Annotated in this window: 25 protein-coding genes; 6 read left to right on the top strand and 19 right to left on the bottom strand. The window is 67.9% G+C overall.

All coding sequences use genetic code 11. The features are described 5' to 3' along the window. Positions 1 to 37 precede the first annotated feature (37 nt). Entirely contained in the window at positions 38 to 619 is a 582-nt protein-coding gene (locus LQZ87_RS05995; protein ID WP_230102556.1) for a hypothetical protein, read from the bottom strand. Next, entirely contained in the window at positions 616 to 2,163 is a 1,548-nt protein-coding gene (locus tag LQZ87_RS05990) for a tripartite tricarboxylate transporter permease (protein WP_230102555.1), read from the bottom strand. Before LQZ87_RS05990 ends, LQZ87_RS05995 begins: the two co-directional genes overlap by 4 nt. 347 nt (positions 2,164 to 2,510) lie before the next feature. Between LQZ87_RS05990 and LQZ87_RS05985 the strand changes: the two genes are divergently transcribed. Beyond that, positions 2,511 to 3,245, top strand: coding sequence for a FadR/GntR family transcriptional regulator (locus LQZ87_RS05985; protein WP_230102554.1), 735 nt, complete (start codon positions 2,511 to 2,513; stop codon positions 3,243 to 3,245). Positions 3,246 to 3,291: 46 nt separating this feature from the next. Continuing rightward, complete coding sequence (locus LQZ87_RS05980) at positions 3,292 to 4,551, top strand: FAD-dependent oxidoreductase (RefSeq protein WP_230102553.1); 1,260 nt, start codon at positions 3,292 to 3,294, stop codon at positions 4,549 to 4,551. A 22-nt stretch (positions 4,552 to 4,573) separates the two neighbouring features. Here the strand turns inward: LQZ87_RS05980 and LQZ87_RS05975 are convergent, their stop codons facing one another. Genes LQZ87_RS05975 through LQZ87_RS05960 form a run of 4 tightly spaced genes read right to left on the bottom strand, consistent with a single transcriptional unit; the run spans position 4,574 to position 8,446 of the window. Beyond that, positions 4,574 to 5,575 carry a hypothetical protein gene (locus LQZ87_RS05975; RefSeq protein WP_230102552.1) on the bottom strand — a complete coding sequence of 334 codons (1,002 nt, stop codon included), beginning with the start codon at positions 5,573 to 5,575 and terminating at the stop codon, positions 4,574 to 4,576. Continuing rightward, positions 5,572 to 6,579: an amidohydrolase family protein gene (locus LQZ87_RS05970; protein WP_230102551.1), complete on the bottom strand. Its 1,008-nt coding sequence runs from the start codon at positions 6,577 to 6,579 to the stop codon at positions 5,572 to 5,574. Before LQZ87_RS05970 ends, LQZ87_RS05975 begins: the two co-directional genes overlap by 4 nt. Beyond that, complete coding sequence (locus LQZ87_RS05965; RefSeq protein ID WP_230102550.1) at positions 6,576 to 7,283, bottom strand: 4-carboxy-4-hydroxy-2-oxoadipate aldolase/oxaloacetate decarboxylase; 708 nt, start codon at positions 7,281 to 7,283, stop codon at positions 6,576 to 6,578. The genes LQZ87_RS05970 and LQZ87_RS05965 overlap by 4 nt, the downstream gene beginning before the upstream one ends. Continuing rightward, positions 7,283 to 8,446 carry an alcohol dehydrogenase catalytic domain-containing protein gene (locus LQZ87_RS05960; RefSeq protein WP_230102549.1) on the bottom strand — a complete coding sequence of 388 codons (1,164 nt, stop codon included), beginning with the start codon at positions 8,444 to 8,446 and terminating at the stop codon, positions 7,283 to 7,285. Before LQZ87_RS05960 ends, LQZ87_RS05965 begins: the two co-directional genes overlap by 1 nt. Before the next feature lie 86 nt (positions 8,447 to 8,532). Between LQZ87_RS05960 and LQZ87_RS05955 the strand changes: the two genes are divergently transcribed. Continuing rightward, complete coding sequence (locus LQZ87_RS05955) at positions 8,533 to 9,462, top strand: hypothetical protein (RefSeq protein WP_230102548.1); 930 nt, start codon at positions 8,533 to 8,535, stop codon at positions 9,460 to 9,462. After that, a complete protein-coding gene (locus LQZ87_RS05950) occupies positions 9,462 to 9,929 on the top strand; it encodes an RpiB/LacA/LacB family sugar-phosphate isomerase (protein WP_230102547.1) in 468 nt (155 codons plus the stop codon). The genes LQZ87_RS05955 and LQZ87_RS05950 overlap by 1 nt, the downstream gene beginning before the upstream one ends. Positions 9,930 to 9,987: 58 nt before the next feature. Here the strand turns inward: LQZ87_RS05950 and LQZ87_RS05945 are convergent, their stop codons facing one another. Genes LQZ87_RS05945 through LQZ87_RS05925 form a run of 5 tightly spaced genes read right to left on the bottom strand, consistent with a single transcriptional unit; the run spans position 9,988 to position 13,797 of the window. Continuing rightward, on the bottom strand, positions 9,988 to 10,836 hold the full coding sequence (locus LQZ87_RS05945) for an alpha/beta hydrolase (RefSeq protein ID WP_230102546.1): 849 nt from the start codon (positions 10,834 to 10,836) through the stop codon (positions 9,988 to 9,990). Next, positions 10,823 to 11,671 (bottom strand): 3-methyl-2-oxobutanoate hydroxymethyltransferase, encoded by an 849-nt coding sequence (locus LQZ87_RS05940; protein ID WP_230102545.1) that lies wholly within the window; start codon positions 11,669 to 11,671, stop codon positions 10,823 to 10,825. The genes LQZ87_RS05945 and LQZ87_RS05940 overlap by 14 nt, the downstream gene beginning before the upstream one ends. Further along, positions 11,668 to 12,150, bottom strand: a complete 483-nt coding sequence (locus tag LQZ87_RS05935; RefSeq protein ID WP_230102544.1) for a hypothetical protein — start codon at positions 12,148 to 12,150, stop codon at positions 11,668 to 11,670. Before LQZ87_RS05935 ends, LQZ87_RS05940 begins: the two co-directional genes overlap by 4 nt. Before the next feature lie 2 nt (positions 12,151 to 12,152). Then, the gene (locus LQZ87_RS05930; protein WP_230102543.1) at positions 12,153 to 13,454 is read right to left on the bottom strand and encodes an aromatic ring-hydroxylating dioxygenase subunit alpha; all 1,302 of its coding nucleotides are present in this window, start codon (positions 13,452 to 13,454) and stop codon (positions 12,153 to 12,155) included. A gap of 16 nt (positions 13,455 to 13,470) precedes the next feature. After that, the gene (locus tag LQZ87_RS05925) at positions 13,471 to 13,797 is read right to left on the bottom strand and encodes a 2Fe-2S iron-sulfur cluster-binding protein (protein WP_230102542.1); all 327 of its coding nucleotides are present in this window, start codon (positions 13,795 to 13,797) and stop codon (positions 13,471 to 13,473) included. 75 nt (positions 13,798 to 13,872) lie between these two features. On the opposite strand from LQZ87_RS05925, the gene LQZ87_RS05920 reads away from it, so the two are divergent. Further along, complete coding sequence (locus LQZ87_RS05920; RefSeq protein ID WP_230102541.1) at positions 13,873 to 14,625, top strand: class II aldolase/adducin family protein; 753 nt, start codon at positions 13,873 to 13,875, stop codon at positions 14,623 to 14,625. A 416-nt stretch (positions 14,626 to 15,041) separates the two neighbouring features. On the opposite strand, the gene LQZ87_RS05915 is transcribed toward LQZ87_RS05920, so the two are convergent. The 3 genes from LQZ87_RS05915 to LQZ87_RS05905 all read right to left on the bottom strand — a co-directional run bounded on the left by LQZ87_RS05915 (position 15,042) and on the right by LQZ87_RS05905 (position 19,277). Then, a complete protein-coding gene (locus LQZ87_RS05915; RefSeq protein WP_230102540.1) occupies positions 15,042 to 16,673 on the bottom strand; it encodes a fucose isomerase in 1,632 nt (543 codons plus the stop codon). 15 nt (positions 16,674 to 16,688) lie between these two features. Further along, positions 16,689 to 18,173 (bottom strand): FGGY family carbohydrate kinase, encoded by a 1,485-nt coding sequence (locus LQZ87_RS05910; protein WP_230102539.1) that lies wholly within the window; start codon positions 18,171 to 18,173, stop codon positions 16,689 to 16,691. Between the two features lie 90 nt (positions 18,174 to 18,263). Beyond that, entirely contained in the window at positions 18,264 to 19,277 is a 1,014-nt protein-coding gene (locus LQZ87_RS05905; RefSeq protein WP_230102538.1) for a LacI family DNA-binding transcriptional regulator, read from the bottom strand. A 50-nt stretch (positions 19,278 to 19,327) separates the two neighbouring features. Between LQZ87_RS05905 and LQZ87_RS05900 the strand changes: the two genes are divergently transcribed. After that, positions 19,328 to 20,356, top strand: coding sequence for a beta-propeller fold lactonase family protein (locus LQZ87_RS05900; protein WP_230102537.1), 1,029 nt, complete (start codon positions 19,328 to 19,330; stop codon positions 20,354 to 20,356). Between the two features lie 103 nt (positions 20,357 to 20,459). Here the strand turns inward: LQZ87_RS05900 and LQZ87_RS05895 are convergent, their stop codons facing one another. The 5 genes from LQZ87_RS05895 to LQZ87_RS05875 all read right to left on the bottom strand — a co-directional run bounded on the left by LQZ87_RS05895 (position 20,460) and on the right by LQZ87_RS05875 (position 25,377). After that, on the bottom strand, positions 20,460 to 21,329 hold the full coding sequence (locus LQZ87_RS05895; RefSeq protein ID WP_230102536.1) for a dihydrodipicolinate synthase family protein: 870 nt from the start codon (positions 21,327 to 21,329) through the stop codon (positions 20,460 to 20,462). Beyond that, entirely contained in the window at positions 21,326 to 22,969 is a 1,644-nt protein-coding gene (locus tag LQZ87_RS05890; protein WP_230102535.1) for a tripartite tricarboxylate transporter permease, read from the bottom strand. The genes LQZ87_RS05895 and LQZ87_RS05890 overlap by 4 nt, the downstream gene beginning before the upstream one ends. Beyond that, positions 22,966 to 23,493 carry a tripartite tricarboxylate transporter TctB family protein gene (locus tag LQZ87_RS05885; RefSeq protein WP_230102534.1) on the bottom strand — a complete coding sequence of 176 codons (528 nt, stop codon included), beginning with the start codon at positions 23,491 to 23,493 and terminating at the stop codon, positions 22,966 to 22,968. Before LQZ87_RS05885 ends, LQZ87_RS05890 begins: the two co-directional genes overlap by 4 nt. Positions 23,494 to 23,545: 52 nt before the next feature. Further along, positions 23,546 to 24,514: a tripartite tricarboxylate transporter substrate binding protein gene (locus LQZ87_RS05880; RefSeq protein WP_230102533.1), complete on the bottom strand. Its 969-nt coding sequence runs from the start codon at positions 24,512 to 24,514 to the stop codon at positions 23,546 to 23,548. A 197-nt stretch (positions 24,515 to 24,711) separates the two neighbouring features. Beyond that, the gene (locus LQZ87_RS05875; protein ID WP_230102532.1) at positions 24,712 to 25,377 is read right to left on the bottom strand and encodes a GntR family transcriptional regulator; all 666 of its coding nucleotides are present in this window, start codon (positions 25,375 to 25,377) and stop codon (positions 24,712 to 24,714) included. Between the last annotated feature and the right edge of the window lie 56 nt (positions 25,378 to 25,433).

Raw genomic sequence — 25,433 nt, 5'->3', positions numbered from 1 at the left:
AGGGACGGGGAAGAGGGGACGAGACGGAGGCCGGGCGTCAGCCGCCGGCGAACAGGATGCCGGCGGGGCTGGGAATGTAGGTGACCAGGCGCATGAGCGCCCACAGTGCCCCGGTGAGCAGTGCGGTGTAGACGATGGCGTACACCCAGCTCTTCCTGCCCACGAACACCAGGTACGCGAGCGAGAACACGGCCGCAGCGATGAACAGGCCGAACAGCCACATCACGACGAAGAATCCCGCGATGAAGCCCAGCGAGATCAACCACAGCCGGCGGGTGGTGTTGGCGAAGATGTACTCGGCGTCGTTGTCGGCGACCTCGTCGGCCTGAGCCTCCTCGCCGACGATGTCCGTCGCCACGACGATCTCAGCGAGCGAGCGCTGCTCGGTGTTCTCGGCGGCGCCGTTCGCCCGGAACAGCCGGATGCCCTTGCCAATGCCCACCCACAGGGTCGCGGCCACGCCGAGCCCGATCGCGATCCGCGGCAGCAGCATCGCGACGGCGGGCGGGTAGGTCAGGCTCCACAACAGCGCGCCCATGAAAATAAGGAGGAGGACGACGGCGATGACGAAATCCGACCTCGCCCGGGAGGGCTGAATGCCCGGGGACTGCTCGCTCACTTCTTCTTTCCAATCGTTCGGATCGCCCGGGTGCGCGTTCCGCGGAACGGCTCGCCGGTCTCTTCGGAGCGGCTCTTCTCACGAAGCAGCGATCGGATGCTGAAGAACACGACCACCACCACGAGAGCCGCGATGATCAGGACGCCCGGGCGGGCGAGCCAGGTGTCGGCGAACAGGGTGTTCGACAGCGTCAGGTACTGCTCGAGCAGCGGGCCGAGCACGAGCGCGAGCAGGAATGGCACCCGCGGCCAGTCGTAGCGGAGGCAGATAACGCCGACCGCGGAGGCGCCGAGCATCACGAACAGATCGCCCCAGTTGTTGTTGGCGGTATACGCGCCGATCACAAGGAACATGAACAGCACCGGGGTGAGCACCGTGCCGCTGATCTTCGTGAGGGCGGCGAGGGGGCGCACCAGGGCGAGTGCGAGGATCACGCCGAGCAGTCCGGCGAGGATCACGGTCCAGACCATCGAGAAGGTGACGTCCAGCTTGGTGGTGAGCATCTCCTGGCCGGGGTTGACCCCGAGCACGAGGAATCCGCCGAGCAGCACGGCGGTGGCCGCGCCGCCGGGGATTCCGAAGGCGATCGTGGGGATCAGCGAACCGGCATCCTTAGCAGTCGTCGTCGCACCGGCGGCCACAAGTCCGTCGACCGCGCCCTTTCCGAACATCTCGGGGTTCTTCGATGTCTGGCGGGCCTGACCGTACGAGATCCACTGCGCGACGGTTCCGCCGAGGCCCGGCAACATCCCGACGACGACGCCGACGCCCGACGAGCGCAGCAGGGCCGGCCAGTGCCGGAACGCGTCGCTCACGCCCTGCATAGTGCCGGTGAGCTTGGTCTGCCCCATGGATCCGCTCGCGATGGACGACCGAGTGAGCATGAGCTGCAGCACCTCTGCGCCGCCGAAGAGCCCGACCACCACCGGGATCAGCTCGACGCCGCCCCACAGGTACATCTGCCCGAAGTCGAAGCGGGGGACGCCCGCGGAGGGGTCGGAGCCGACGTATGACAGCAGCAGGCCGAACCCGACCATCGCCAAGCCCTTCGCCTGGTTCTTGCCCGAGAGCGTCACGATGAAGGCCAGGCCGAGCAACACCATCATGAAGAACTCGGGTGGCCCGAGCAGCATGACGATCGGTCGGATCACGGTGATGAAGAGACCGAGGACGACGGCGCCGAAGATGATGCCGAGGCCCGAGCTTGTGAGCACGTTTCCGAGGGCTCGTCCTCCCATGCCCTTCTTCGTCATGGGATAGCCGTCGAGCACCGCCGCGGCCGAAGTCGCCTCACCCGGTATCCCGAAGAGCACGGAGGTGATGTCGCCCGCGGTTCCGGTCACGATCCACATGCTCAGCAGCAGCACGAGACCCTGCACCGGATCCATCGCGAACGTGAACGGCAGAAGCAGAGCGATCGTGACGGCGCCGCCGAGACCGGGAAGGATGCCGACGATGAAGCCGATGATCATGCCGATGACCATGATGCCGAGCGTCTGCCACTGCAGCACCTGGGCCAGGCCGGAGAGCATTGCGTCAAGCATCGACGACTCCCCCGGTCAGTACCTCGCCGGAATGCGCATACGTCGCTGAAACCATTGGACGCCTTCCTTCACGCCTTCGTGATGTTCGGGATTCACTGCCTGAGACCCGACTCGGAAGGTCGGGCAAAAGATCAATGGCTTGACCATAGCACCTTTGCATTCAGCGATCATAGACTGGGGTCAAGGAATGATGAAAGCAAGGCCACCCTTGCTTCTCGGCTCGACTGCGCCGAAACAACCGTATCCGCCAACTAGAATGACTCCGGCGACCGGAACGCAGCCCGCTGCGAATCCGATTCATCGACGAACTAAGGCCGCCGACCGCGGGGGCCCAGCGAGGAGCAGCCTTGTCCAGCAGTCCAGACCTGACAAAGGCATCGATATTCAACCCGGTCAGCATCGATCGCGCTTCGCACGTGATCGTCGACCAGATCAAGCAGCTCATCCGCGACGGCAGCCTGCAGCCGGGCGACCGCCTTCCGAATGAGCGCGACCTCTGCCAGCAGCTCGGGGTCAGCCGCGTGACCGTTCGCGAGGCGCTGCGCGTGCTGGAGGCGAACGGACTCATCCAGGTGCGCCTGGGCGCACAGGGCGGATCCTTCCTGACCACTCCGTCACCCGAGATGGTCGGCGATAACCTCGCCCACCTCATGAGCCTGTCCCCCATCACCGCCTCGGCGGCAATCGAGGCGCGGCAGATCTTCGAGCTCGGCATCCTCCCGCTCGTGATCGAAAGGACCACGGACGACGACCTCGCCGAGCTGCGCGCGCTGGTCGACGAGGCGCGCGCCTCGCGCGAGGCTGACGACTACTCGGCAAAGACGTCCGCGGCCTTCCACATCCGCCTTGCGGCGTGCACGCACAATCCGGCGCTCGAGGCCCTTATGCAGAGCTTCCATGGGCCGCTGCTGACCTCGCTGCTCGAGGCGAAGAACGCCGCCCCCTCCATGGGAACCGTCGGTGTTCAGGAGCACGAGAGCATCGTGGACGCGATCGCCGACCGCGACCTCGCCCGCGCTCAAGAGATCCTTTCCGTGCACCTGGAGCGCACCGCTCGCCGCATCGCGCAGACGGAGGAGTGACGCCGGAGTATTCGTGTGGTCTAATGGTCCTACCCTTTGGAGGAGCATGGACCACACGACAACGACGCGCACCGGCGCCGGAACCCTGATCATCGGAGCCGGACAGGCCGGCCTGCAGCTCGCGACGAGCCTGCGCGAGCTCGGCTACACCGCCCCCATCACGGTCGTCGGCGGTGAGGAGCACACGCCCTACCAGCGCCCGCCACTGTCAAAGATCTTCCTGAGCGGATTGGCGACCGCGGAGGACCTCCTGCTGCGCGATGCCGGCTTTTACATCGACAACGACATCGCGATCGTGAGCAGCGAATGGATCGCGAGCGTCTCCCTCGACGACCCGGCGGACGGCCGCGGCGAGGCCGTGACCCGCAGCGGTCGCGTCTTCCCGTTTGAGCAGGTCGCATTCACGGTCGGCGGAACGCCCCGAAGGATGCAAACACCCGGCACGGATCTTCCCGGCATCCATTACCTCCGCACGATCGACGACGCGTCCGCGCTTCGCGGAGAACTCGACGTCGCGGCCCATGTCGCCGTGGTCGGGGGCGGATTCGTGGGACTCGAGATCGCAGCATCCGCCACCGCCAAGGGCAAGCAGGTCACCGTGCTCGAAGCTCAGGACCGACTGATGGCGCGTGTCGTGGCTCCGGCGATGTCACGCTTCTATGCGGACGCGCACACGCGACGGGGCACGAGCATCGTGCTCAACGCCGCCGTGTCGGGATTCCGCGGCGAGGACGGTCGAGTGTCCGGAGTCGAGCTGGCCGACGGACGCATCGTGGCCGCCGACGTCGTCGTGGTCGGCATCGGCCTCATCCCGCACACCGAGCTCGCCGCACCCCTGGGCATCGCGACCGAGCGCGGCATCGAGGTCGATTCGCACGGCCAGACGCGCATCCCGGGCGTGGTCGCCGCCGGTGACTGCGCGATCAGTGAGCACCCAGTGCACGGCACCATCCGCCTCGAATCAGTGCCTAACGCGATCGCGCAGGCCAAGGCGGCCGCAAGCGCGCTCCTCAAGCGCGAGCCCGGCACTCTCGCAGTGCCGTGGTTCTGGTCCGATCAGGCCGATCTGAAGCTGCAGATGGCCGGTCTTTCGATGGGGTACGACGAGGTCGTGCTGCGCGGCGAGCCCGACGGCGAGGAGTTCTCGGCGCTCTACTACCGCGAGCGTCAGCTCGTCTCGGTCGAATCCGTGAACGCGCCGCGCGACTACATGACCGTGCGCCGCATCCTCGAGAAGGGCGGGAATGTCCCGTTCGGCGCCGCCGGCGACCTCAGTGTGCCGCTGAAACATCACCTCGCACGCTGATCCGCGCGGGGCGTCGCGCGCATCAGATGACGAAGGACTCCATCGCCTCCGGAGCGAACAGGTCCTCCACAGTTCTCCGATTCGCCGACAGCCCCTGCTCCTGGTGGTAGCGCAGGAAGGTGTCCAGCACCTTCCTGTCGCGCTCGCCGACGCCATACGACCAGTAGTCGAGGCCCATCAGCTCGCGCGCCTCTTCGAGGTGCATCATGAGCCACGGCTCCATGAATCGCAGCGCCGAGGCGTCATAGTTGCGCTCGACGGCATCCGCCCTCGCCAGGTTCAGAGCCTGCATGAGCGACTGCGCGGTCCACGGGTTCGCCTCGTACACGTCGCGCCGGATGACGACGACGTGCATGATGGGGAAGATCCCGGTGTCGCGGAAGTACTCGACCTCGGTCGCCTTGGTGTCGGGGAACAGCCGGCGCACACGGCTGCCCGGGCCCTCGAACGAGCTGGGGATGCGAGGACCGAAGAACGCGTCGATCTCTCCCGTGCCGATCATCTCGGACAGCGTGCGATCCGAAGGTATGGGCGCCACCTCGAACGGCACGTCCACGGCGCCCTTCTCGATGCGTCCGGGCTTCTCGATCCCTCCGGTCGCGAACGACACCGCGTCGAGCGGCAGGTCGTGCCGGTCGGCGAGGATGCCGCGCTGCCACACGCACGCCGTGAGCTGCATCTCCGGCATCCCGACCCGCTTGCCGCGCAGATCGGCCGGTTCGCTCACGCCCGCGCCATCGTGCACGAACATGCCGCCGTGCCGGAACTGCCGCGAGGTGTAGACGGGGATCGCGACGAACGGCGACTGCTCGCCGCGGTCGAGGGTGTTGAGCGTCGAGACGTACGTCGACAGCGACATCTCGGCGACGTCGAATTCGCGGTGCCGCGCCATGCGGAAGAAGGTCTCCTCTACGGGCAGGCGCAGGTAGGTGATGTCGATCCCCTCGGCAACGACGCCGCCCTCCGCGATCGCGCGGGTACGGTCGTAGTCGCCGCAGGCGAAGGTCAGGCGCAGCCGGCTCATGCCACCCCTCCGTCACGCCGTGCGAGACGGGGGTACACCCGCATCGCGTTGTCGTGCGTGATCGCCCGGAAGTCGGCGTCGCTGCGCTGGGAGGCCCGCAGGTATCGCAGCGTGTCGTCCCACTCGATCCCCGTGGCAGGATCCGCACCGCGGACGGCGCCGAGCATCTCGGAGGCGAACAGGACGTTGGATGCCGGTATCACCTCGAGCAGCAGGTCGTACCCGGCCTGGTGGTACACGGCCGTGTCGAAGAACACGTTGCGCAGCAGTTCGGATGGATCCTGCCAGTCGTTGCGCATGGCCAGGCCCCGGTAGCGACCCCAGTGGAACGGCACCGCACCGCCGCCGTGCGGGATCACGAGCCGCAGATCGGGGAAGCGCTGGAAGAGGTCGGACTGCAGCAACTGCATGAACACGCTCGTGTCGGCGTTCAGGTAGTGCGCGCCGAGCGTGTGGAAGTTGGGATTGCACGCGGTGGATACGTGCACCATGAGGGGTATGTCGAGCTCTGACGCCGCCTCGAAGATCGGGAACCAGACCGGATCGGTCACGGGCGCGCCCGCCCAGGTCCCCGACGGATCGGGATTCAGGTTGGCACCGACGAAGCCCAGGTCTCCTACCGCGCGGCGCAGTTCGGCCAGCACGCCCTCGAGATTGCCCTCGGGCGTCTGCGGCAGTTGAGCGACGGGCGAGAAGTGCTGCGGGAACAGCTTGGAGACGCGATGGACGAGATCGTTGGATGCCCGTGCCCAGGCATTCGCGACGGCTGGATCGGGCTCGTGATGGGACATCCCCGATGCGCGCGGCGAGAACAGCATGTGGTCGCCGCCCCGCTCGCGCAGCACGCGCAGCTGATTCTCCTCTACGCTCGCGCGCACCTCGTCGTCGGAGATCGCCGTGATCAGGGCATCCGCACGAGGGGCCTCGCCCCGGAGCTGCGCCCGGCGGAACTCGCCCAGTCGCGCGGGCTCGGTCGTGTAGTGGCCGTGGACGTCGATGATCATGGTGACTGCTCCTCCTGCCAGGTGCCGTGGTCGACGTATCGGACGCCGGCCCGCTCGATCAGGCCGCGCATGTCGTTGACGTCGAGCGCGATCTCGCCGTTCTCGTAGCGGATGCGGGAGCGCTGCTCCTTCTCCTCGCGCCGCTGCGCCAGGTCGACGACCTCGGCGACGCGTTCCCGGCGGACGATCACGACGCCGTCGTCATCGGCGAGCACGGCGTCACCCGGATTCACGATCTGCCCGGCGATAGAGATCGGCACCCCGATGTCGCCCAGGACGCCCTTGGTCGTGCCCGCGGCAGAGACGCAGCGCGACCATACCGGGAACTGCATCTCGTGCAGATCGGCGATGTCGCGCACGCCCGCGTCGATCACGAGTCCGCGCACGCCTCGCGACTGCAGCGAGGTCGCCAGCAGGTCGCCGAAGTAGCCCATGTCGCACGGCGAGGTCGGCACGACGACGAGGATGTCGCCCTCCTGGCACTGCTCGACGGCGATCGCGATCGTCGTGTTGTCGCCTGGCGCGACTGTCGCCGTCACGGCGCTGCCGGCGGTGCGCGTGCCGTGCTGGATCGGTGCGATGCCCGGCGCCAGCAGACCTGTGCGGCCCTGCGCCTCGTGGACCGTGGCCACGCCGTGTCCGGCGAGCGCATCGAGCAGCTCGAGCGCCGTCCGGGGCGTGCCGGTGACGACCAGCCCGGCCATCAGAGACTCGCCTCGGCCGGGGTGCGACCACCGGGCACGCCGATCATGTCGGGCATCATCGAGATGTGGATCGCGTCCTCGTCGGTCTGCCCAGCGAGCACGCGGATCGCATGGTCGACCTGGTCGATGCCGTAGCGGTGGGTGGCCAGCTTGTGCAGCGGGAAGCGCCCGGACGCCAGTTGCGCGACCGCGAGTTCGCAGGCGCGGTACGAGTGCCCGCGCGCCGACTTGATCGTGATCGACTTCTCGGTGACGATCTTGAGCGGGAAATCGGGGAACGCCGCGAGCTCGCCCTGGACGACCATGACGCCTTCGCGACGCTTGAGGACGTCGATGCCGAGCAGCATCGGCGCGGTCCCGGCGCGCGAGGTGCAGTCGAGGACGTAATCGAGACCTCGGCCGCGGGTGAGATCCATGATCTTCTCGCGCGGATCCTCCGTGAGCACGTCGACGACGGCGTCGGCACCGAGCTCGAGCGCGAGGTCCAGCCGTTCGCGGTCGCGCGTCGTGCCGGACACGATGATCTTCGACGCGCCCGCCTGCTTCGCAGCCACGACCTGCGCGAGGCCCTGCTGACCGGGGCCCTGGATGAGCACGGTGTCGTCGTAGCCGATGCCCGCCGTGAGCAGCGCCCACTCGATGCCGTTGGACAGCGGCATGACCATGCCCGCGAGTTCTGCGCTCATGGTCGCCGGCACGCGGTGCAGCACGGTGTTCCACGGCAGGAACATGGCCTCCGAGAACCCGCCCCATAGGTGTCCGGGAAAATCGGCGGAGGTGTAGCCGAACCGCCGGGCGTCAGGGTTGGTGCGCCAGTCGGTGGCCTCGCAGTGCCGGTACTCGCCGATGCGGCACCACTCGCAGTTGTAGCAGGCGACGTAGTGCTCGACGAAGACCCGGTCCCCCTCGGCCACGCCGTGGCGCACCCGGAAGTTGGCCCCGGCCTCGATGATGGTGCCGACGTTCTCGTGGCCCATGATGACCGGACCGCCGGTGGCGCGCGTGGTCGGCGGATTGAAGTACAGCTTGGCGTCGGTGCCGCAGATTCCCGCGACCTCGATCTTGAGCAGTGCGGAGTCGGCACCGATCTCGGGCCGCGCGAACTCGCGCATCTCCGTCTTTTCCGGCGCGGTGCGCACCGCAGCGAGCACAGTCTCAGTCAATTTGCACATCCTCGGGCTCATATTGGAGTAATGGTCAGACCAGGCTACCATTACGACGTCGCCTGATACGGCGGAATGGAGGATGCATGCGTCTGTCAACGCTCACACGTCCACAGGGAGCCAACCGCGCGCTCATCGACGGCGAGGTCGCCGTCGATGGCGCCTCCCTCGACTTCGCCGACGAGCCGGTGTTGGTGAAGGGCTTCCGCAAGATGGTGCGCGGGGTCGAGTTCGACGTCGCCGAGCTCGCGCTGACCACCTACCTCACAGCCAAGGAGCACGGCGCCCCGTACACGGCTCTGCCGATCTTCCTCGTGCGCGACTTCCATCACGGCGCGACCCAGGTGCTGCGCGGCAGCCGCGATCGCGCGATCCCCGACTTCGCCGGCGCGCGCATCGGAGTGAACCGCGGCTACACCGTCACGACCGGCGTGTGGGGGCGGCACGCTCTCGCCCAGGCGGGCCTCGACCTCGACACGGTGACCTGGATCCGCTCAGGCGATGAACATGTACCGGACTACCAGGCGCCGGGCAACGTCGTTCCGGCGCCGGCGGGCGCGACGCTCGCGGATCTGCTCCTCGCCGGCGAGCTCGACGCGGTCGTCGGCGCCGCGATCGACCATCCCGAAGTTGTACCGCTCATCGCCGACCCAGACGACGTCGCGGCGCAGCAGCTGCAGAGCCACGGGGTCTTCCCCATCAACCACCTCGTCGTCGTGCGCGACGATCTGCTCGCTCGACATCCTGAGCTCGGTCCGGCTCTGTTCGAGGCGTTCGCCGAGGCGAAGCGGCGCTACGTCGCCGGGATCGCCGCCGCGATCCCCGCCAGCCGACAGGATCGCGTGCTCACCCGCGTCATGAAGATCACCGGATCCGATCCCCTGCCCTACGGCATGGCGGAGAACCTCCCGACCCTGGAGGCGCTCATCGAGACGGCCATACAACAGGGCATCCTGCGCTGTCGACCGGCCTGGGAAGACGTCTTCGCCGCCTCGACCATGGAGATGAGCGGCTGATGGCGGTCATCGAGCGCATCGCCATTACGGGCGATCACCACGGCACGGCTGTCGTCGACGCGTTCATCGACGCTCTCACCGCACGCGGCATCGCGGTCACCGACCTCGCCCCGCGCGGCCACGGCGTGATCGACTATCCACCGCTGTGCGCGGCGGTCGGCCGCGAGATCACGTCCGGACGCGCCGACATGGGCATCGTCCTAGGAGGCAGCGGCCAGGGTGAAGTCATCGCCTGCAACAAGATCCGCGGCGTGCGGGCCGGCCTCGCCTACTCCGAGTTCGCGGTCGACATCTCGCGCGGCAACAACGACGCCAACATCATGGTCGTCGGCACCAAGGTGATCGACGAGCGGCATTCCCTCACGCTGCTCGAGCGGTGGCTCGACACCCCGTTCAAGGGCGGTGTGCACGCGCAGCGCCTGGCCCAGATCGCAGCCATCGAGCAGGAGGAGTGGGCAACGCACTGATCCGCCGACCCGCCGCGCTCGGCCGCGGCGAAACCTCCGCGCGACAGTAAGACGCACCTCAGTGCGACAGCAGGAACTCCCGCACGCGCGCGGTCGAGGCCTCGGGGGTCTGCTCGGCTACCGGGACATCCCAGTACTCCGTGTTCGGCAGGCATTCCTGCAGGTAGCGGGCGGCCGAGCGCGTGTGAGAGAGGTCTTCACCGGGGACGATAAGGGCGGGGACGTCGAGCAACTGCAGGTCCTCCGGCTCGGGCCCCGGCACGGTGTCGCGATCGAAGAGCAGCCGTGCGCTGCCCGAGAGGATCGTCGCGTACCGCTCGAGATCCAGATCGGCGTAACGTGCGGCGAACGCTTCGTCGGAGCGGAGCACTGCGGCCCAGGGACCGACCCGCGGATCCTTGCTGAAGCCCGTCTCGGTCGACTGCGCGAGCGCGACCACCGCCGCGAGCCCGTTCTCGAGGGCATAGCCGAGATGCTGACTGAAGCGCCGATGCTGAGCCGCACGGTACGTTACCCCACCCGCGGGCGAGAACAGCACCATGCTGCGCACGCGCTCCGGCTGGGCGACGGCCAGCATCGCAGCCGAGCTGCAGCCGACGCAACCGCCCATGGTGTGCACCGACTCGATGTCAAGGTGGTCGAGCAGATCCGCGGCCTGCCCGACGTACTTCGACCAGGACAGACGCTCCGCCCGCCCACCCGACTGGCCCGACTCGCGCCGGTCGTACACGATGCAGGTGAAGTCCTTCGACAGCGCGTCGATGAACCCCAGCTGCTTGTAGCGCCCGAACGTCGTCCAGTTGTCGAGGCTGGAGTCGAACCCGCCCGGGCTGAACATGAGAATCGGCGGACCGTCGCCGATCATCTCGTAGCGCGTGCGTATTCCGTCGATCTCAACGAAGGTCACGATAGTCCTTCCTTTCCGTCGCTGATGCGTCATCGGGCACGGGAATGCCCCCGCGCACCTGCCGGGCCGAGCGGATGTCGTCGGCACATGCCGAGAGTGCCTCGAACGCGATGCGGGCCACGTTCGCGTAAGTGTCCGGTTCCTCGTCGACCCCGTTGGCGTCGTAGCCGAGAGCGGCCGTGACCATGCGGATCCTGCCGTCGAGCCAGGGGCCCCCACCGAATCCGCCGAGAACCGGGATCGACACGGCGTCGACGACCGCCGCCCCGACCACGGGCCCCGAGTTGGTGAAGTTGAGGACCGCGGCTCCGGCCGCCTCGAGGCGCCGGGCCTCGGCGACCAGCTCCTCGGTCATCTCGTCGGGCACCTGAACCGTGTGCGCGGCCGAGTAGTCGATGCCGTATTTCAGTGACGTCTGCGGGGTGATGCCGAACTGCGCGAACACGGGGATCCCCGCGCGCGTGAGCCGCTCGACCTCCTCGGGGAAGTCGGCGGCGCCATCGAGCTTGACGAGGTCGACCGCCGCCTCCTTGACGAGACGGATCGCGGCCGAGAGAGCATCGCCGGCCTGCAGCGGACCGTAGGGGAAATCACAGCTGAGCAGGGCATCCTTCACACCGCGGCGCACGCCCTTGGCGATGAACAGCATCTCTTCGAAGCCGATCTCCAGCGGATTGGGATGGCCGAAGAGATTCCTGCCCACGGTGTCGCCGACCGAGACGATGTCCGCGCCCACGCGATCCGCGATGCGAGCCATCTGGTAATCCCAGGCGACGAAGCAGACCGACTTGCGGCCCGCATGCTTCATGGCCTGCAGCTGCGGGAGCGTCGTCATGCCCGGATCGCCGTCAGCAGTTGGAAGAGGTCCTCGCGATCGGCCGGCACCAGGAGGATCCGCGCATGCGGGCGGACGGCCATCAGGGTCTCGCCAGTGAGATCACCGTCCTCGAGCAGCAGCAGCCCCGCCGTCATGATCGACAGCTCACGGCAGATCGCCCCAACCTCGGCAACGGCATCGCCGAGGACGGCGTTGGTCGCGACCATGATCACCGAGTCCGAGTGCTCGATCTCGGATCGCATGTCGCGGCGCTCGCCTTCCAGGCTGATCAACTCGTCGCTTTCGTGCGATGCGGTGTAGAAGTGCGCCTTGCCCCACGGGTTGTCGGCGACCTGACGCACGGCATCCTCGGCGACCGCGTCGAACGCGATCACCCGGGTGTCGCGCGCGTAGGCGAGCGGATAGTCGATGCGGAAGGCCGCCTCCTCGGCGGTGATGGCGCGAGCGCAGGCGCTCATCGAGAGGGAGGTCTCCATGATCAGACCGTCGTCTGCCCCACGCCCTCGCGTGCCAGGAATCCTTCGCCGATCCCCTCCACGAACGGCCGGTCGGCCGGGAGGACGATCGCCACGGAGCGGATCTTCTGGTGCTCGGGAACGTTTCCGACCGGCTCGGTGCCGTTGTCCCGCAGCGCCTCGACGGCCCGGCGGAGCTTCTGGCGAGCCTTGATGATTCCGGCGTCCGTGGCGACGAGACGCTCCTTGGTGCGGTCGACGACCGGGCCCATACTCTCCTGCAGCGAGGAGTCCTGAATCGCGATGCCCTCGACACCCGAGAACAGAATTCCGGCCTTCTGCTTCTCGCGATCGATCAGGTAGTCGTTGTCTTTGTTCGCGACCGGCAGATAGGTGCCGGGGATGTTCTTGCTGTGCACTCCCGCACCGGCCTTCATAGCGTCGACCTCGGTCTCGCTGAGCTCACGTGTGGGGTGGTAGTCGAAGCTCCACGCCCAGCAGTTCTCGTCGTCGATAGGCACCCAGAAGTGGCCGTGCACGGGGTGGTCGCCGCGCGGCGGCACCATCGTGAAGTTCGGGAGCACCCATGGGGTGACGCGCCAGTAGTAGTTGCCATCCTCCGCATTGCGGCGAGCGCCGATCAGCAGCCCGCCCTCGTTCTCGACGACCTCGAAGAACGGCTTGACGTCGTTCTTGTTGTACTGGTTGCCCTTCGAGCCGGCGAACAGCGGGTCGGCTTCGAGGCCGTGACCGCTGGGACCCCCGCCGTGCAGCCAGGTCACATGGCTCGAGTCGATGCCGCCCTCGAGAGCCTGGAGCCAGTTGCACTCCTGCAGACGCTTGGAGGTGTACGTCTGGCGCTCCGGAACGGTTGCGAACTCCCAGGTGGGAAGCGGGGGCTGTTTCTCGGGGTCGCCGAGGTAGGCCCACAGGATGTCGCCGACCTTGACGAGCGGGTAGGAACGCAGTTTGACGTTCTTGCAGAACTCAGAGTTGTTCAGCTCGCTGGGCACGTCGATGGCCTGACCGCTGGCGTTGTACTTCCAGCCGTGATACGGGCACCGGATGCCCTCGTTCTCGACACGGCCGAAGAAGAGTGAGATGCCGCGGTGGGCGCAGAACTCGTCCATGAGCCCGTACTCGCCCTCGGGCGTGCGCACCGCGATGAGGCGCTCGGACAGGAGCTTCACACGAACCGGGGGACAGCCGTCCTCGGGCAGCTCGTCCGTGTGCAGCACGGGCTGCCAGTAGCGGCGGAACAGGTCACCCATCGGGGTGCCGGGGCCCGTCTGGGTGAGCAGGTCGTTGATGTCTGGACGCAGCATTGCTATCCCTCTCCTTCTAGTGCCACGCCTCGGGGCGCGGCTCCACGGTGAGCCCGTCGAGCTCGTCTGTGATGGTGATCTGGCAGCCGAGGCGGCTGGCCTCGGTGAAATCGGAGACGCCGAGATCGAGGAGATCGGCCTCCATCTCACCCGGGCCGCCTACGCACTCGCGGTACGCGTCCGCGACCCAGACATGACAGGTGGCGCAGGAGAGCTGTCCGCCGCATTCGCCGACGATGCCGGGGACTCCCGAGCGCACGGCGGCGTTCATGACGTTCTCGCCGACGTTCGCGTCGACCTCGCGGTTGCTGCCGTCACTCCCGACATACACGACTCTGGGCACTCGAGGTTCCTTTCTGGAAAAATCTAATGGCCTAACCAATGTACCCTAGGGTCTAATTCTGTCAAACTGAGGATCATGATCTCCCGAGCATTCACTGAAGAACGCACGCTCCTTGCCGATGCGTGTCGCGTCCTGGCCGGCCGACGTCTGGCCGACGGCATCCTCGGCCACATCAGCCTTCGCGTCGACGACGACGCCCTCCTTGTGCGGTGTCGCGGTCCGTACGAGCGTGGTCTCGGGCACACGACCGCCGACGACATCCGCCTCGTGCGCTTCGACGGCACGGCAATTGACGCACACGAGACCGACGGCTGGTCCGTCCCGAACGAGCTGCCCATTCACGCCGCCGTGCTCCGATCTCGACCCGATGTCGCCTCCGTCGTGCACGCTCACCCCCGGCGCACCGTGATCGCTGATCTGGCGGGGATCGCCATCCGCCCGGTCGTCGGCGCCTATGACATCCCCGGAGCACACCTGGCGGCAGGCGGGGTCCCCGTCTATCCCCGTGGCGTACTGGTACGGAACGCCGGCCTCGCGCACGAGATGGTCACCGCCATGCACGGGCGCCCGGTCGTCATCCTCCGCGCACACGGCGTCACCAGCGCCGCCGTATCGGTCGAGCAAGCCGTGCTCCAAGCGGTCAGCGTCGACGAGATCGCGGGCATCTCTCTTGAGGTCATCTCGGCTGGCGGCAACCTCGCAGACCTGCCCGGGACCGACCTTGCGGAACTGCCCGATCTTGGTTCAGCATTCAACACCGGCACCGCGTGGCGCCACGAGATCGCGCGCCTGCGGGATGCCGCTTCTACTTCGGCGTCGGCCAACTGACTCAGTGAGGACGGCTCCCGAACGGCACCAGCCTGCGTGCACCCCGTCTCGTGCTGCAAACCCCGTCGCGACGCTCAGCCCCGGACGTACTCGGCGAGAATGACGCCGGAGTCGAACGCGGTCGCGGATGTCGGACGGAACGCCTCGGGCGCGTAGGACTTGCGCGCGAAGAGCGGGATTCCGTCGCCGAATACGACCGGATTCCGCTTGAGCGCGAGGTGGTCTACGCGATCGACGGGCTGATCCTCGATCGCTTGACGAGCCCGATCGACCCGGAGACGGCCACCGACGAGATCGTCAACGCGCTCGTCGCGGGGCTGCTGCCCGGGTAGCCCGCGAGTGGGCGAGAAACCATTTCCGGCGCGAGAAACCACGTACGTGATGGTTTCTCGCGCCGGAAATGATGTTTCAGTGCGTCAGATGGTCACGTCGCCGATCAGGTTGACCTTGATGCCCATGCCGTCGAACATCGCAGCCTTGGCGATCAGCGCCTTGTCGGCCGTCTCGGCATCAGGAGCGTAGACGAGCTGCGCGTGGTTCGCCTTGTGGCGGGCCATGAACTGGTCGCGCGAGACGCCGTGCAGCACGACGTGCGCGATCGGCCACTCCGGGTTGGTCGCCTCGTGCCGACGAGCGGTCTCCGCCTCGGGCAGCTCGACCACCGAGGCGCGGAAGATGTCCGCCTGCAGGATGCCGTCGGCGATGAACACGCGCGACAGCACGACCTCGCCGGGCTTGGAGACGCCGTTGATCGTCGCGCCACCGGCCGGGAAGAACACGTGCCCCTGGCGCCAGCCCTCGGCCTTGTCCCAGCCGCCGAGGTGCGAGGCCGGAACGGATCCGGAGATCTCGTAAGCCCAGACGAACTGGCCGTCGTAGTCCTCGCCCCAGCGCACGTCGTGCAGCGTGTTATCGGGCACGAGGCCCATGGCGCGCCAGACGCGGTCGGTGACGAGCGCGTCGACCGCGACACCCTCATCCGCTTCGTTGAAGTGCGGGAACGCGCGACCTTCGTGCAGGATGCGGGAGCCATCGCGCGAGGTCACCGGAGGGCGCTCGGTCGAGTTCAGGATGCCCTCGGCGAGGTCGGATGCCGGGACGAGGTCCTTGAGCCCCTGCTGGTACTGGATGCCCACGGCGTCCAGCCCGAAGTCGTCGGCGATGCGCAGGGCTGCGATGTACATCTTCATCTGCCACTGCACCTGCTCGCGGGTGAGCTCGGTGGCGCCGTCCTCGCCGTACTTGAACGTCATGCCGTGATCGATCAGCCAGTCGTAGGCGGCGTCGGCCTCGTCCTCGGTGACGTTCAGCATCTCGGCGTAGAGGGCCGACTGCGAGAGCCGCTCCTTGTAGATGCCGGTGTGATTGAGCAGCTCGTCGTCGAAGATCGCGTTGTACATGCCCATGCAGCCCTCGTCGAAGACGCCGATGATGGCCTTCTCGGAGAGCACCTGGGCGGCGAGCGCCTCGCCGAGCTCCTTCTCGGGGCTATCAGGCAGCGTGGGCAGCTCGCGGACGTGCGAGTAGTCGTGCGTGATGGTGCCGGACTCTGTCCACTCCTTGATCCCGTCGCGGAACCAGTCGTCCGTGAAGTCGACCGACCAGGTCGTCGAGTACGGCTTGTCCATCTTCGTCAGGCCCGCGTTCAGGCCGAGCAGGCCGACCAGGCCCGGCCAGTCGCCGGCGAAGTTCGCGACCGTGAGGATCGGGCCCTCGTGGGTACGCAGGCCCGCGAGCACGTGATGCGAGTACTGCCAGTTCGCGATCGCGACGATGAGCGGAGCATCCACGGGGATGTTCTTGAAGACCTCGAGACCCATGCGCTGGCTCGAGATGAAGCCGTGCCCGGTCACGGGGTCGACGTCGAACGCGCGGACGACGGTCCAGCCGAGCTGTTCGAATACGCGGGTGACGCCAGCCTCGAGGGCCTGCTGCGTCGGCCAGCCGCCGACGTTCGCCGATTCGCGCAGGTCACCGGAGGTGATCAGGTAGGCGGTCTTCGGGGCGGATGCCGGACGCGCGGTGGTTGCGGGAAGGGTGTAGCTCATGGTTCTCCGTGGGGTTCAGGCGCGCTGCTGCGCGGCGAGTTCGTGCACGACATCCTTCGACGCCTCGTACAGCCGCACGTAGCGGTCGAACAGAGCGTCGTAGAAGTCGGCGAGGTCGGGGTCGGGGGTGATGGTCTCGGCGATCGGGTTCCAGTCGGTGATGACGGGCGCCTCGCCGTCTGCAGCGACGGCGGATGCCGCGAGGAACGCCGCGCCGTAGCTGGCGCCGATCGTGGTCGCCGGGACCTCCTGGACGAGACCGGTGACGTCGGAGACGACCTGCATCCACAGCCGCCCCTGCGTGCCGCCGCCGACGGCGACGATCCGGCGGATGTCCGCACCGGCGGCGCGCATCGTCTCGACGTTGTGGCGCACGCCGAGCGCCGTCGCCTCGAGGGCTGCGCGGTACAGGTCCCCGCGCGTGTGCTGCAGGGTGAGCCCGGCGACGACGCCGCGGGCGTTCGGGTCCTGGATGGGCGTGCGCTCCCCCGCGAAGTACGGCAGCATGAGCAGCCCGCAAGCACCGGGACCGGATGCCTCGGCCTCGGCGAGCAGGCCAGGGTAGTCGGTGCCGGTCAGATCCTTGAGCCAGGCCGTGAGCGCTCCGGAGGTCGACAGCCCACCGGCGAGGTTGCGGGTGCCGGGGAATGCGCCGGCCGTGGTCCACATCGACGGAGTGCGCAGGGTCTGCTCGCCCGTCGCGACGAGGAACATCGTCGTGCCGTACATCAGCATGAGGTCGCCGACCTCGTGGGCGCCGACGCTGACGGCCTCGGTCCAGGCGTCGATCGTGCCGGTGATCACGGGGGTGCCGGCCGGGATGCCGGTGGTCTCGGCGGCCGCGTCGGTCACGGTTCCGGCGATGTCGCCGGCCCAGGTGAGCCGCGGCTGCTCGATGCGCCCGGCGTAGCGCTGCCACCACGGCTCGTACCAGCACTCGTTCTCGATGTCGTAGAGCGGCGTCGTCTGACTGGCGGACTGATGGTCGAGCACGTAGGCGCCGGTGAGTCTGCGGGCGAGCCAGGATGCCGGCATGAACAGGCGCACGGCTGCGGCGTAGGCATCCGGCTCCTCATCGGCGATCCACGCGATCTTCGCGCCGGCTGCCTGGGATGTGAGGGCCGAGCCGCCGATACGGGTGATCTCGTCCTGGCCGAGCTCGTCGTTCATGCGCGCGATCTGGGCGCCGGAGCGGGTGTCGACGCCGTAGAGGATCGCGGGACGGACCGGCCGGTCGTCGGCATCCGCGAGCAGCACGCACGGTCCCATGCCGCTCACGCCGACCGCCGCGATCTCGGCATCCGGCATCGCGGAGACGAGCTCCTGCGCGATCGAGACGAACTCGTCCCACCAGACGTCGGCATCCATCTCGACCCAGCCGGAGCGGGGCCGGACTACGTCATGCGCACGGGTCGCGGATGCCACGATCGTCCCGTCGTCAGCGACCAGGACGCCCTTCGTGCTCGACGTGCCGACGTCGACGCCCAGGGTGCAGCGCATGGCGGTCCTCCTCGATCGCGAGTTGTGATGACAGCCTACGCGAAATCGATTTCACGCCGCAAGCGAAACCCCGTCCAAGGCGGCGTGCGTTCAGCGCGGGATGCTGGCCGACCTCAACTCGCCGCGCAGCACGACCGTGCGCGCGGGCTGATCGTCGCCGCGGATGCGTTCGAGCAGCATCCGCGCCGCCGTCACTCCCATGTGCCGGGCAGGCAGTCGCACCACGGTCACCGCGTTCGGCGACAGCGTCGTGAACGGCAGGGAGCCGATGACCGCCACACCCACGGCCGGAGGAGTGAGCCCGTGCTCCGTGAGCACCTGGATCGCTCCGACTCCGATGAGGTTGTTGCCGGCGACGACGGCGTCCGGCGGCTCCGGAAGAGCCAGCAGCTCCGCCATCACCTCGCGTCCGCCCTCCACGCCGAAGGTGCTGAAGCGCTGGAGCTCCGGATCGATCGCGCGACCCGCCGCCGTGAGCGCGTCCTGCCAGCCGGCGGCGCGCTCAGCCGCCGTGTCGATGTGGGACGGCCCTCCGATGTACGCGATCCGGCGATATCCGGCGCGGATGAGTTCCTGAGCGGCGGCGGTTCCGGCGGCCCGGTTCGACATCACGACGCCGTCGACGTCGTACGACGTGCCGCGGTCGACGGCCACGAGCGGACGCCCGGTCGCGAGGATCGGGTCGAGGTCGGAGGTCTCTGACGCCGTGGCGATGATGACTCCGGACATGTTCTCGGCGATCGCGATCCGCAGGTACGTCGACTCCTTGTCGACCTGGCCGTCCGAGTTGCACAGGACGACGGAGTACCCGGCCTCCGAGGCGACGTCCTCGACGCCGCGGGCCATCTCGGTGAAGTACGGGTTCTCGATGTCAGGGATGACGAGGGCGATGACCTCGGAGCTCTGTCGGCGCAGCGTGCGGGCGGCACGGTTGGGGGTGAAGTCGAGCTTCTCGGCGGCGGCTCGCACCGCCGCGATCTTCTCCGGAGACACGTTGGTCCCGTTGAACACGCGCGACACGGTCGCCGGAGACACCCGCGCCAGCTCCGCGACGTCGTAGATCGTGGCCATGTGCTTCTCCTGCCCGGTGCGACCAGTCGTCATGAAACAGTATCTGAAACCGATTCCGCCAGTGCCGGCCCTACGATCGAGGCATGACAGACTCGCCGCTCGTCCTCGTCGCCGCCTCCGGCGACGGCGCCATCGTCACGTTCCGCCTCGACGGCGATCGCCTCGAGCGCCTCGCCGTCGCGGAGGGGCTCGACGGTTGCTCCACGTTCGCCGTCGATCCCGCCCGCGACCTCGTCTACGCCGGCGTGAAGGGCTCTCCTGCCGGCGTCCGGACGCTGTCCCTTGATCGTGGGACGGGTCGTCTGACGCCGCAGTCCCGTCTCGATCTGCCCGACGGCGGCATGAACTATCTCGCGCTCACCGCCGACGGCACACGGCTCCTCGGCGCGTCGTACGGCGGCGGGTACGGCATCAGCTGCACGGTGAGCGATGGTGCCGTCAGCAGCCCGGTCTCACGAGTGGACTTCCCGAACCTGCACTCGGTGCTGCCCAGCAGCGACGGCCGGTTCGCGTACTTCGTTTCGCTCGGCGCCGATGCGATCGCGCAGTACGCGCTCGGCGACGACGGGGGCTTGCAGCCGCTGTCGCCCGAGACGGTTCCGGCGCCCGCGGGGAGCGGGCCACGGCACCTCGTGCTGAACCGTGCCGAGGACGCCGTCTACGTGCTCACCGAGTTCTCCGGCGAAGTGCTGCACTATGCACGCGACACCGCCACGGGAATGCTCGAGCTCCAGGGCGCGGCCACGGCCATCGACACCGCCAAGGACCTCGGCCGCAGCGAGTTCGGCGCCGACCCGATGGAGAACCATTACATCTGGGGCGCTGACCTGCACTTCGGCGCGGGAGAGCGCCGCCTGTGGGCATCCGAACGGACGGAGAGCACTCTCGGCGCCGTGTCGGTGGCGTCGGACGGGTCGGTGTCGGCGCCGGCACGCTTCACGGTCACCGAACCGCAGCCGCGGGGCTTCGCACTGAACGCCGGCGGCACGCGCCTCGTCGCCGCCGGAGAGCGATCGTCGACGGTGTCGCTGTACGCCGTCGACGGCGACCGCCTCGAGCTTCAGGACCGTGCGGAGGTCGGCAGCAAGGCGAACTGGGTTCGCTTCGTCTGAGGCACGCTGACCGTTCCGCCCCCGAGAATTGCCCTGCCCGTCGAGACTCGTGCTGGCAACAGCATTCTGAGCGCGCAGAGCAATTCTCGCGGGGGGGCAGGGCTCAGCGGTGGCGCGCCACGACCTGCGCGACGGCCTCGCGCTCGGCATCCGTCGGCTCGGCGATCGCCATGCGGCAATGCGCGTCCGTGACGCCGAGCACCCGGTACGCCTCCTTCATGCGCGCCATGTCGCCGCCGATGAGCGAGACGACGTCGTCGACGTCCGCCTGCGCCGCGGCGATCGCCGATGCGTCGCCGGATCGACCGGCATCCGCCAGCGCACGGAACGGCTTCGGCGTGACGGACGAGACACCGGAAACCACGCCCTGCGCGCCGACCTCGACAGCGGCGATGAGCTCGCGGTCGGCGCCGGTGTACAGGTCGAAGTCGGCGGGGACCACCGCGCGGTACGCCGCGATGTCGTCCAGCGACAGCTCGCTGATCTTCGCGCCGACCACGTTGTGGAGCTCCGCCAGGCGGGCGAGCAGCTCGGGCATCACGGGGTTGCCGCTGCGCGCCGGGTAGATGTAGACGTACAGGCGGCCGTCGCCGACGGCGTCCGACACCGCCTGGAAGTAGTCGAACACCGCGTCATCGGCCGAGCGCAGGTAGTAGGGGGTGAGGGCCGCGAACTCGCGCGCACCCAGCCCGCGGGCGATCTCGACCAGGCGGACGGCCTCGTAGGCACTCGGCTGTCCGACGTGCACGATGACCCGCATCCTGTCGGCGAGCTCGTCCATCGCCGCCCCGACGAGGGCGGTGAACTCCGCGACATCCACCGAGGGGAACTCCCCCGTCGTGCCCAGCACGAAGGCGCCCTCGTTGCCCGACTCCCCCACGAACCGGAAGATCGCACGCGACCCGTCGATGTCGAGGCTCCCGTCGCTGTGGAACGCGGTGGGAATCGCGGTGAGGATGTCGTAACGGGTCACTTCTTCTCCTTGGAGTTCTTCTTCTTGCCGGCGTTCTTCTTGCCGAGGTTGCGCACGGTGGACGTGAGCAGGTCGGGGTTCGCGGCGAGCTCGTCGTGCGCATTCGAGATCTGCGTGATGCTCTCGGTGTCGAGCACGGAATCGGCGAAGGACGCCCGCTCGGCGCGCGGCTTACGGGCGGCACGGATCGCCGGCATCACGATCGACAGGACGGCGAGCACGAGCAGGATGATCGCGATCGGGCTGACGACCTCGAAGAACGGGCGCGTCGGCAGGATCGCCAGGGTCCGCGCCAGATTCTCCTCGGCGAGCGGACCCAGCAGCAGGCCGAGCACCACAGGACCGGCCGGCACCTGCATCCGCTTGAGCAGCACCCCGACGACACCGAAGACGAGCATGGTGATCACGGTCGACAGGCTGTTGGACGTCGCGTACGTGCCGATGATGCAGAAGATCAGGATGCCGCTCCACAGGTACGGCTGCGGCACGTCGAGCAACTTCACCATGCCCTTCATGCGCACGAGGCTGAGTCCGAGCGAGAGCAGGGTGGCGACGAGCATGATGCCGACGATCGAGACGACGAGATCCGGTCGCTCGGTGAAGAGGGTCGGGCCAGGGGTGATGCCCCAGATGATCATCGAGCCGATCATCACGGCCATGACCGAGTCGCCGGGGATGCCGAGCGCCATGGTCGTCGTCAGCGAGCCGCCGAGCGTGGCGCTGGATGCCGTGTCGGATGCCGCCACGCCCTCGATCGAGCCCTTGCCGAACGCCTCGGGGTTCTTCGACGCCTTGCGAGCACGCTCCCAGCCGATGAGCCCGGCGATGTCCCCGCCGGCGGCAGGGATGAGTCCGACGCCGAGGCCGACCGTGCCGGCAACCGCTGTTGCGCGACCGCTCTGCTTGAACTCGGACTTGTTCGGCCACCAGCGTCCGAGGCTCGAGATGGGGCGGACATGGCTCTTACGATGCGTGAGCAGCTGGTCGAACAGTTCGGCGATGCCGAACAGGCCGATGATCACGGCGATGAAGTTCACGCCCTCGACGAGCTCGAGGATGCCGAACGTGAAGCGCTGGTCTGCGGTAGCGGCGTACGTGCCGACCGTGCCGAGCATGAGCCCGAAGAGCCCGGCGATGATGCCCTTGAGCATCGACTTCGACGAGATGCCGATCATGATGGCGATGCCGAAGACGACGAGGGCGAACAGCTCCGGCGACTTGAAGTAGTCGCGGGCGAAGCTCGCGATCGGCACGGCCGCGACGGCGAACAGGACCAGGGATGCGAGGATGCCGACCGCGGAGACGATCGCGGACATCGTGAGGGCGAGGCCGGCGCGTCCCTGTTTGGCCATCGGATAGCCGTCGAGGGTGGTTGCGATGGATGCCGGGGTGCCCGGGGTGTTGATGAGGATCGAGGGGACCCGGTCGCCGAAGTTCGCGGCCACGTAGATGGTGAGCAGCACGGCGAGACCCTGCACCGGTTCGAGAGTCATCGTGAATCCGGCGGCCAGCGCGACGGCCATCGTCGCGGTGATGCCGGGGAAGGCTCCGACCATGAAGCCGAGCACGAGCCCGACTCCCATGTAGAGGAGCATGGAGACGTCGAGGAGCGCGGACAGCCCCTCCATGATCGGGGTCATAGCGGGATCCTCAGGAGCATGCCGAAGACGACGTAGATGAACGCTGTCACCGAGACCGTGTAGATGATGAGGCTCAACCAGCGGCGGTGCCCGTAGACGAGCATGAGCGCTGCCATGAGCAGTGCTGCGGCCACCGGGAAGATCTCGATCCGGTAGCCGAACAGGATGACGCTCCCCAGCGACCACAGGGCGATGAAGGCGGTCGCGATCACGAGCGTGACGATCACCCGGAGCACGCCTCCGGACTGAATCCGCTCGATCTCCTCGCGGCCGGGCGCCGGCCGCGTGATGGCGATCACGAGAATGGCGATCGCCACGACGACGCCGGCCACTCCGAGCACCATCGGCCAGAACCGCGCGTCGATCTGGCCGGGCGCGGCCTCTCGACGCAGGTGGATCTGCGTGGACAGTGCCAGGTATCCGGCGGTGAACGCGAGTGCGGCGACGCCGAACGCGATCTCGAGCGCACGCGAGGACGCCGCGCCCTGGTACTCGTCGCTGTCAGCGACCTCGGTAGACGACATGATCTTCCTTCGACGGCGCGGAGGCCGGGCTCCCCGGCCTCCGCGCTCGGTGTCAGCCCAGCAGGTCCTGGAACAGGGTGAACTGGTCGCCGACGAACTTCGTGAAGTCCGCGGAGTCCCGGTAGACGACGAGGTTTCCGGCGTCCTCCTGGAACTTCGTGTAGGTGTCGGATTCGACGGCTTCCTTGATCGCAGCCTCGAGCGTCGCGTGGACGTCGTCCGGCAGCCCGGCGGGCGCGTAGATGCCGCCCCAGCCGCCGAAGACGACATCCTCGCCGATGGCCTCCTCGACGGTGGGTACGTCGGGGGCATCGGGGTGACGCTCGTCGTTCATGACCGCGAGGATGCGGACAGCCGTGCCCTGCGAGAGCGCCTCGCCGAGTCCGGAGACGGCGGCGACGGTCTCGCCGGATGCTGCGGCGGCGACGGCCGGTGCTCCGCCGTCGTAAGGAACGGGAGTCACCTCTCCGCCGGTCTCCGCTCCGAGGGCGATGCTCGCGGCTTCCCAGATCGAACCGGCGCCGGAGTTGGCGACGGTGATCGGCGCGGACTTCGACTTCGCGACGAGGTCTTCGAGGGTCTTGATGTCACTGGCCGCGGAGACGGTGATGACACCGGGAGCAAGCATGATCTGCCCGAGCAGGTCGTAGTTCTCGGGGAGGACGTTCGCTCCCTGCGTCGTGTTGAGCATCGCGATCTCGACGGGGCCGAATCCGATGACGTAGCCGTCGGGGTCCTGCTCGGCGACGTACTCCATCGCCAGCGCGCCGGCGGCGCCGGGCATGTTCTCGGGGATGACGCTGACGTCGAGGATGCCCTCGAGCTCGGTGGCGAGCGCGCGGGACGACAGGTCGGAGCCTCCGCCCGGGTTGGCCTGGATGATCAGGCGGATGTCCTTCTCGGGGAAGGACGACTCGGACGCGCCGGTCTCGTCGACCTTCGTGCATCCGGACATCACGAGTGCTGCGGTCGTGAAGACCGCAGCGGCGGTCAGCACACGGGTCATGCGCTTGGTGGTCATCTTCGCTCCTCTTTGAGTGCAGGTGGTGTGGTGCAGGCAGGGGACCTGAACGACGCCGTCAGCGTAGCAGTGTTCACTGTTAACAGTCAACGCCGCGACATTCAAGCGCCGACGCGTGCGCACGCCGCCGCCGCGCTCGACCCTCGCCCGACCTCGATCGGAGCCAGAGCCGGAGCATGCGCCGGAGCCGGCCGAGCTCAGGCCCGGCGCTGCTCGAGCTCGCTCAGCATCCGATCGCGGGCACCGTCGAGATGCGCGACGAGGACGTCGGCGGCGACGTCCGCAGCACCGCCGCGCATGACATCCATCAGCTTCACGTGGTCGCCCGCGGACTCGTGCAGATCCTCATCGTGATTGATCGTGACCTCGAGCAGCGCGGAGAAGGTCGGGAGGTACTGATTCCACGCTCCCTCCAGTCTCGGGTGGTCGGCGAGGGCGTAGATCTGCGAATGGAACTCGAGGTCAGCGGCGACGAAAGCGGCGTGGTCACCGGCATCCGCCGCCGCGCCCATGCGGCCAACGGCCGCTGCCATCGCCGTCCATCTGGCCGGGTCCTCGACCCGCATCGCGCGAGAGAGGGCGAGCTGTTCCAGCGCTCCGCGGAGGCTGTAGAGCTGATCGACGTCGTCGACGGTGAGGCCGACGATGTACACCCCGCGAGGTCGCTGCACCTCGACGAGCTTCTCGAAACTGAGCTGGGTGAGGGCGTCCCTGACCGGGCCCCGACTGACGGAGAACTCCTCGGCGAGCGCCTCCTCCGTGATGCGCGACCCCGGGGCCAGTTCGCCGCGGACGATCCGGTGCCGCAGCACGCGCGCGATCTGGGCGCCGAGCGACTCGCCGCGCTGCACCGTCTGCGTCATCTGTGACCTCCCGTCGACTGTCAACAGAATACACACCCCTTCGATCATGGAGAATC

The sequence above is a fragment of the Microbacterium sp. Bi121 genome, assembly GCF_918698005.1.
Classification (GTDB): Bacteria; Actinomycetota; Actinomycetes; order Actinomycetales; family Microbacteriaceae; genus Microbacterium.
This window is presented reverse-complemented; position numbering and strand designations above follow the sequence as displayed.